General features: G+C 52.7%; 7 protein-coding genes. 5 read left to right on the top strand and 2 right to left on the bottom strand.

Annotation, left to right across the window (positions count from 1 at the left end; translation table 11 throughout):
* Positions 1-35: 35 nt before the first annotated feature.
* From M0651_RS23245 to M0651_RS23255, 3 genes are all read left to right on the top strand, one after another.
* Positions 36-2,762, top strand: coding sequence for an S-layer homology domain-containing protein (locus M0651_RS23245; protein ID WP_248554048.1), 2,727 nt, complete (start codon positions 36-38; stop codon positions 2,760-2,762).
* Between the two features lie 111 nt (positions 2,763-2,873).
* The gene (gene nth, locus M0651_RS23250) at positions 2,874-3,563 is read left to right on the top strand and encodes an endonuclease III (RefSeq protein ID WP_248554049.1); all 690 of its coding nucleotides are present in this window, start codon (positions 2,874-2,876) and stop codon (positions 3,561-3,563) included.
* A gap of 18 nt (positions 3,564-3,581) precedes the next feature.
* Entirely contained in the window at positions 3,582-3,857 is a 276-nt protein-coding gene (locus M0651_RS23255) for an NAD/NADP transhydrogenase alpha subunit (RefSeq protein WP_155605274.1), read from the top strand.
* A gap of 122 nt (positions 3,858-3,979) precedes the next feature.
* On the opposite strand, the gene modB is transcribed toward M0651_RS23255, so the two are convergent.
* A complete protein-coding gene (gene modB, locus M0651_RS23260) occupies positions 3,980-4,654 on the bottom strand; it encodes a molybdate ABC transporter permease subunit (protein WP_248554050.1) in 675 nt (224 codons plus the stop codon).
* A gap of 6 nt (positions 4,655-4,660) precedes the next feature.
* Positions 4,661-5,470 (bottom strand): molybdate ABC transporter substrate-binding protein, encoded by an 810-nt coding sequence (gene modA / locus M0651_RS23265; protein WP_248554051.1) that lies wholly within the window; start codon positions 5,468-5,470, stop codon positions 4,661-4,663.
* Positions 5,471-5,629: 159 nt separating this feature from the next.
* On the opposite strand from modA, the gene M0651_RS23270 reads away from it, so the two are divergent.
* The gene (locus tag M0651_RS23270) at positions 5,630-6,619 is read left to right on the top strand and encodes a substrate-binding domain-containing protein (RefSeq protein WP_248554052.1); all 990 of its coding nucleotides are present in this window, start codon (positions 5,630-5,632) and stop codon (positions 6,617-6,619) included.
* A 197-nt stretch (positions 6,620-6,816) separates the two neighbouring features.
* Positions 6,817-8,268 (top strand): dynamin family protein (locus tag M0651_RS23275; protein ID WP_248554053.1); only part of this gene is annotated, 1,452 nt, incomplete at its 3' end.

The raw sequence follows: 8,268 nt of genomic DNA on the forward strand, positions 1-8,268 counted from the left end.
GTAGATAGATCTTTTTTGGAGAAAGGAAGAATTTGATGGCATCCTATAAACGCACGTTTAGACGCAGTACCCAAAAAGCGGTTTCCGCCATGATGGTTACGGCCATGGTATTGGGCGGAACTTCTGCGGCATTCGCCGAAGAGACGACGACTGTAAACACCTCGCAAAATGTCGCCGCGGTATCTTTGTTTAGCGACGTACAGAGCGGATTTTGGGCGGAGAAGCATATATACAAGCTGGCGTCTGAGGGCATTCTCCTCGGCGATGCCGGCAGATTCCGGCCAAGCGATAGCGTAACTCAACAGGAAGCCATTACGATGGCTGTCCGGTTTATGAACCTGGATTCTCAGTTGGGCAGCGGGTCTACCGCTCCTGCAGATCTCAAGGTTGGCAATTATTTTAAACCTTATTTAGAGCTGGCTCTGTCTAAGAAATTGATTGACAAAAATGAAGAAGTTGCTGTCACAAAGGAAGGCGAATCCTGGGGGGAGAAAAAAGCTTCGCGGGAATGGATCGCCAAAATTCTAGTGCGTTCTCTCGGCAAAGATGCGGAAGCTAAAGCCTCGGCAGCAATGTCGACCGGTTTTGCCGACCAATCGAGCATCTCCGCGAACGCGCGCGGCTACGTCAATGTTGCGGTTCAGCTGAACCTGACCAAAGGGGTTGAAGGCAACCGATTCGATCCGCTTGGCAAAGTCACCCGCGCTCAGCTCGCGACCTTCTTCAGCCGCGGCGGCGAATACGTCAACCCGGGTTATGCCAACGTCTATGAGGGGATCGTAACCGAGCTTACGGATAGCAAGCTGACGCTGTATACGAACGGCCAGTTGAAGAGCTTTGCATTGGACAACCGTTCCGTTTATTTTACGAAGGATTCCGAAACGAAAGCTTCGAAGAGTGTATTGAAGCTGTACACCAAGGTTCTGGCCGTGGATAAGGTGGGCTCGGCCGCTTATGTGGAAGTGACGGATGCGAACCAGCAGCTGGAAGCTGTTGAAGGAACTTTGCTGCGGGTGTTACCGAATAACCGCCTGCTTCTGCTGGTGAATAACGATTCGGTGACTTATACCTATGATTCTAATACCAGCTTCCTAGATCAAAACGGAAACGCCATCAAAGCGAGCGACCTGACGTCTGAGAGCACCGTAGTCGTACAGCGTGAAACGTTTACGGCGGAGAAGAAGCCGGTTATTGTTCAAGTGAAATCGGCGTTGGTGGATAAGACAAGCAACGGTACGGTGTCTAAGGTGGATCTAACTGCAAAAACCGTAACGATCAAAGCCGCCAATGGGGCGGAAGAGACGTTTAAGTTCGATAACAATACGATTTTGCTGTATCAAAACCAACGACTTAATGCGATGGGAGAAGTGAATACAGGGGCTTCCGTGACTTATACGGTGAAGGACAGTGTATTAACTTCCCTTGAAGTCACTCAAGCAACGGAACGTACGGTGACCGGCACTCTGCTGGATCTCGTAGGCGATACGTTGCTCAGCTACACGAACGCTAGCGGGCGCGACGAAATCAAGCGGCTAGCGAAGAATGTTACCGTGCAAATTAACGGGATCGCGGACGCGAGCCTGGACGATCTCATTACGGACACCAAAGGCGGGGACAAAGTCGAAATGACCTTGAACCCGGATGATGAAGTTACGAAGATTGTTGTAACCGGACGGCAGTCCGAGCAGTTGGCGAACGCTTCCGTCATCAACTATGATGCGAAAACGAAGGCGCTCACCGTGATGGATTCCGCGGAAAAACCGTATGTCTTCGTGATTGATGACAAAACGAAATACACTTATAACACGACAACACCAACCTTGACCGGCCTGGAAGCGTTGTTGTCCAAGGGACGCAGAGTGGATCTGACGGTCGTTGGTTCGCGTGTGGTCAATGTAGAAGTGACTTACAAATACGAGGGCACATACGTTTCGGCCAATACGTCGACGAAGAAGATCACGATGTTGCTGGGCAACGGGAAAACCGTTGAAATCCCATATCAGGGAACAACGCCGTCGATCAGTATCTATGGCAAAGCGAGTGCGACGCTGGCCGATATCAAGGCTGGGGATCCGGTAACCGCGATGTTGACGGCGAACCAGGACGCCCTGCAAACCTTGGCAGTGAAGACCTCTATTCAATTCGAGGTCGCTTCGATGAATACGTCCAACAGTCGCATTCGGGCAACGGCGAATGGCGTGTCCAGCGAGTTCTACGTCGATCAGGCCGTATTGCTTGGAGAAAACGGCGGAGCGATCAAAGTCAGCGATCTGAAGGCAGGACAAACCATTAACGTTACGTTTAATGGACAAACCGCCGTATCGCTGCAGGTTGTGAAGCTGACATTAGGTAAGGTTCAAAGTGTTGACGGTTCGTCGTTAACGGTGAAATCTTTTGCCGGTAATGTAGAGACCTTCTCTCTGTCGAACGGCGTGAAAGTTCAACGGGGTACCGAAGTGAGCACAAACACGACTTCGCTTACGACTAACGATCATGTGGAAGTTCGCAAAGACACGAACGGCTCGGTCGTTATTAAAGTGTTAACCCCGCAAGAACGCAAGTTTTCTCGTTATGATGGGGTAGCCAAGGAAATTATCGTTCTGCGTTCCAGCACGTCGGATAACAATTATCGTTTTGCGGTAACGGCAGACACCTATATTCACCAAGGCGACACGACAATATCCGTGCAATCCCTCCAGAATAATGATAAAATTGTTTTGTATTTCAACGGAGACAAGCTGGTTGAAATCGAAAAACAATAATCATTTTCGTGAGATCAACCGTCTTGATGCGGGATGTTTCCCGGATCAAGGCGGTTTTTTCGCGGATAAATCCGAGCTGCCAGCAAGGGCCTCCAGGAAAGGAGTGGAGACATGAATGCGGCTGACGTCCGCCATATTTTAGACACCATCGGTGCCATGTTTCCGGATGCACGCTGCGAGTTGAACCACGAGAATGCGTTTGAACTTACGATTGCTGTGCTCCTGTCCGCGCAATGCACCGACGCAACCGTGAATAAAGTCACGGCCGATTTATTTCAAAAGTATAAAACGCCCGAGGATTATATTTCGGTTCCGTTAGAAGAGCTGGAACAGGATATCCGGAAAATCGGCTTGTTCCGCAGCAAAGCCAAGCATATTCAAAACCTGTGTCATATTTTACTGGAGCGTTACGGCGGTGAGGTTCCGCGTGAACATGAACGATTGGTTGAGCTTCCCGGCGTAGGGCGAAAAACGGCAAACGTGGTAGTATCCAACGCCTTTGACGTTCCGGCTATTGCCGTAGATACGCATGTGGAGCGCGTCAGTAAACGACTGGGTTTGGCTGGATGGAACGACTCCGTTCTTGAAGTGGAGAAGAAATTAATGAAGCGGGTTCCGAGGGATGAATGGACGTTAACCCACCATCGCTTGATCTTCTTCGGCAGGTACCACTGCAAGGCGCAGAACCCGAAATGTGAAGTCTGCCCGCTGCTTGACGTATGTCGGGAGGGCAAGAAACGTATGAAAACGCCGCAAAATAGAAAAAATAAGAAAAATGCGGCAAAACAAGATAACCCATAGGTGAGGATGAGAGACCCCATGAGATGCATTTCTGTGTATACTGATAATTTTGAACAATTTTCGGACGTGTTCGAGCAAGTGATCGATCTGAAATTAGGCGAAAACGACGAGCGAGAGGTTGAAGGCTTGGTTGTCAGCGATTCCGGCGAGGTGCCTGAGCATTATTTGGAACGGATGTCCGTTAAACCGGAAGTCGTTGTTATGAAGGATAAGACCAGAGGTATCACGATTTTGCAGCACGGCAAAGTGTTTGAAATTTTGCTTCCAACCGAAACGGCGGATGTTGTCAGTTAAATCGGGCGACAAAGCCGCATGAAATGAAGGATCAAATTAAAATCCCCTTGGGTAGTCGTGTTAGGAACACGGCAGACCGCAGGGGATTTTTGACGTTCCACAAGAGCGAACTTATGCTCGGCTTAGTCGGTTTTCAGGCGGGAGGAGATCCATAGCAGGCCGAAGGAGAACAGGATGGTGCAGCCTGTCAGCGCCCAGGCTAATTGCAATTTCCCGGCATCGACGGCAAAGTAGATGGCCGTCGGAATCGTTTGGGTTCGGCCGGGGATGTTGCCGGCGATCATCATCGTTGCCCCGAATTCGCCGAGCGCACGGGCGAACCCGAGAATAAACGCCGATTGCAGCGAACGGGAGGCAAGGGGCAGCACAATATAGATAAGCACTTGCCATTCCCCAGCTCCCTGCGAACGAGCAGCGTCTTTCAATTCTTTGTCCACCGCTTGGAAGCCGGATTTCAGCGATTGGTAGATCAACGGAAAGCTGACGACGGCTGCAGCGATCACTGCGCCGAGCGGTTGGAACACGAAGCTCAGGTGCAACAGAGATTCCGCGGCTTGCCCGATCCAGCTGTTCTTGCCCAGCATCACGAGCAATATAAAACCGACAACGCTAGGCGGCAGGACGAGCGGAAGCAGAAAGACGGTCTCCACCAGTGTTTTTCCGTAGAAGATGGCGGTAGACATGCGCCATGCCACAAGAAGGCCAGCCAAAAAGGCGATGGCCGTGGCGGCAATAGACACTTGCAGCGATAATCCAACCGGCTCCAGGAAGGATTCCGGAATCCCTAGTGCGTTCATAGGCGATTACTCCGCGGGGGTGAACCCGTATTTGCTGAACACTTGCCGGGCGGGGTCGCTTAACAAGAAATCGTAAAGTGCTTTGGCTTCGTCGGGATGAGCGCTGCCTTTGAGGACTCCGATCGGATATTCAATCGGGTCATGGCTTTCGACTTCAGCATTTAGCGCTACCTTCACTTTATCTGAAAGGGCAGCGTCCGTCTTATAAAGGAATCCGGCGTCGACGTTGCCGGTTTCAACATAGGATAAGACCTGTTTGACGTCTTTCGTCAGTACAAGCTTGGATTGCAAGGAATCCCAAAGCTTATGGTAAGTAAGAGTCTGCTGCGCGTATTTCCCGGCCGGAACCGATTCGGGGGTGCCGATGGCGATATCGCTGAGTTTTGTCAGATCTTCGATTTTGTCGATTTGTTCGGAGCTATCCTGCAGAACAACCAGCACAAGTTCATTGGTCAATAGGTTGGTTGTTAGACTGTCATCGATCAGGTCTTTGTCGATCAAAGCTTTCATCTGCTTGGTCCCGGCGGACAGGAATAGATCAGCCGGAGCGCCTTGTTCGATTTGCTGTTGAAGCGTTCCGGAGGCAGCATAGTTAAAAGTAAGCTTCACATGGCTGTGCTCGGCTTCGTATACACTCTTGAGCTCATCGAGGCTTTCGGTTAAGCTGGCAGCGGCGGAGACGAGCAGTTCGACCTGTTCAGCCGATTCAGACTTGTCCTCAACCGTTGTTGGTGAGTTGCTGCCGCATCCGGCGGATAGGAGCAGGATAAGAGCAGAGAACACCGCCAAAAAGGGCAGCTTCAAACATTTTTGCATATGGATCCCCTCCTTGGTTATATCTATTTATATCTAGATTATACGAAACATAACGAACTGCATAGATCCTAGGGGGAGTTTTCATTGAAAAAAAGGGAAATCCCCGGTAAGATGAGTCTAGTTGTAAGAACTATGGTGGAACAGATGAAGGAGTAAGCTATGACCGAACCGATCTCTTATACAGCCGAAGAAATCGCCAAGCTGTTAAAGGTATCTAAGTTAACCGTATATGATTTGATCAAAAAAGGGGAGCTTCCCGCATACCGGGTTGGCAAACAAATGAGAGTGGACTCCACCGACTTGGAGGCGTATAAGCACAAAGCTAGAAGCGGGGCCGGGTCGTCCGCTGCCACCGCCATGCCGGTATTTCAGGTTCCCTATACCGTACCGACCCGACCGGATGCCGACGGCGGAGAAGTGCGGGATGGAGCCAGGACGTTGGTCATTACCGGGCAGGATCCGGGGCTTGACCTGCTGGCCAAAGCGTTGGAATCTAGAGTTCGCGCATACCGTCCGCTGCGTTCCTTTGCCAGCAGTATGGACAGCTTAGTGGCCATGTATAACGGTGCGGCGGATATCGTTAGCACGCATCTGTACGACGGAGATACCGGGGAGTATAATTTGCCTTACATTCGCAAGCTATTCATTTCTCTCCCTTATATGGTGCTGAATTTTGCGGCTCGCAGGGCCGGCTTCTACGTCAAGCAGGGTAACCCGCTGGGGATCCGTTCCTGGGAGGACCTGGGGCGGCCCGGGATTCGGTTGATTAATCGGGAGAAAGGTTCGGGAGCCCGGGTGCTGCTGGATGAGCAGCTGCGCAAGCATGGGATCGTGCCTGCATCCGTCTACGGCTACGCCCAAGAAGAAACCTCGCATATGGGGCTTGGCGGACGGATTGCCTTAGGCCAGGCGGATGTTGGCATCGGCAGCGAACGGCCAGCAAGAATCGCCGGACTGGATTTCATTCCGCTGACCCTTGAACGGGTCGACCTTGTCGTGATGAATAAGCCGGAGAACCGGGAGTGGATCGCCAAGCTCCGCGAAGCGCTGGAATCGACCGAGTTGCACGAGGTACTGTCCTCATTAGGAGATTACGATCTATCACTCACTGGACAGGTGCTGGCGGATCGAGAGGTAGGTTTATATTAGTTCGTGGATGGATTTCACAAGAATGGAATTAAAGCTGCATATGGGTAGAACCGTCTCCTTGGGAGACGGTTTTTTGGTAGAAGGCGGACGCAAACAAACATCCTTAAGGGAGCGTATTCAAGCGAACGGGGAAATGTTAAAATATGAGTAATTAAAATGAAACTTGATTTCGCAGCGTGGAAAACGGAGGAACTAGGATGGATGGGACGATGACGGATACGGAGATATCATTACGTGAGCGGCTGCATCGGCTGCGAGATATGCTGGAAGGGGAGGGCGACTTAACCGCGGCGGCTGAACTACGAGAGGTTGGCGATAAGCTGGGCCGGAGAGAGCTGGTCGCGGCGTTCTGCGGTCATTTCTCGGCGGGAAAGTCGAGTTTAATTAACGCGTTATGCGGGAAGGTGGTCATGCCGGCTAGCCCGCTTCCTACCAGTGCTAACGTGGTACTCATACGGGAAGGGGAGCCGCGTGCGCTGTTGACGCCGGCTGATCCGGCCAAAGCCAAGGTAGAAGTGCCGGTAGAGGAGGTAGCGGCGTATTGCCGTAACGGCGAAGAATACACCCGCGTTGAACTTTGGGACCGGGGAGAGCTGCCGCCCCGCGGCGGCGTTCTGCTGGATACCCCGGGGGTCGATTCCAATGACGCCGGCCATGCGATGGCCACGCATTCCGCTTTGCACCTGGCGGATGTAGTGTTCTATGTGATGGATTATAACCACGTCTCCTCGGAGACGAATTTAAGTTTTGCCAAATCGCTAAGCGATTATGGTAAACCGGTATATATGGTCGTGAATCAAATCGATAAACATCGGGAAGAGGAGCTCCTCTTTGAGGAGTATCAACAGTCGGTCAGCCAGGCGTTCCGGGCATGGAATATCGCGGCGAAGGGAATATTTTATATTTCTTTGAAAAGAGATGATGCTCCGGGAAATATGCTGCCGCAGTTGAAGGAAGTGCTCCGCGCCTTGTTTGAGCGGGGAGACGGTTTGCTGGAGTACGGGGCTTACGCTTCGGCGGCTCAGTCGGTTGAGGGTTATTTAACACGCGTGGCTGAGTCGGAGCAAGCTCGTCGTGAGCGGCTTGAAGAAGAAGCGGGAGGCGAAACGGACGTAGCGGCAATGGAGGAAGAACTGCGCAGGCTCGAGGGGGATGCCTCGTCCGGAGAGCAGGCGTGGGATCCTCGGAAGCAGGAGGGGCTGCGACGGATCGGCAGCCTGCTGGATACGGCGCAGCTGATGATGCCGCAGTTACGGGAGCTTGCGGGACGCTACTTGGAAAGCCAGGCCCCGGGCTTTAAAGCGAAGGGCTGGTTCGCTGGCGGTAAGACAGAAGCGGAGAAGCGGAAGCGACAAAGCGAATTTCTGCAGGCGTTAGGGGAGCAAGTGGAAGCACAGCTGGATTGGCATGTGCGCCAGGAGCTGCGGGCGATCGGCCAGGAGCTGGATCTCTGGGGCGAAGCCTGGGAGCAGCAGCTCGACGAGCAGATGCCGAAGCCGGCGGAGGCCTGGATCACGGAGCCGCTCCCAGGCGGAGCGATGTTGTCCGGCGAGTCGACGCTGATCTACGCCGCGGCGGTCGGCGCCGGCATCGCGGCGCGTTACCGCCGCGCCGCCGTGGGCGTGATCGACGCGCTGCTCGCCGCGCCG

The sequence above is a fragment of the Paenibacillus mellifer genome (assembly GCF_023195895.1).
Taxonomy (GTDB): domain Bacteria; phylum Bacillota; class Bacilli; order Paenibacillales; family Paenibacillaceae; genus Fontibacillus; species Fontibacillus mellifer.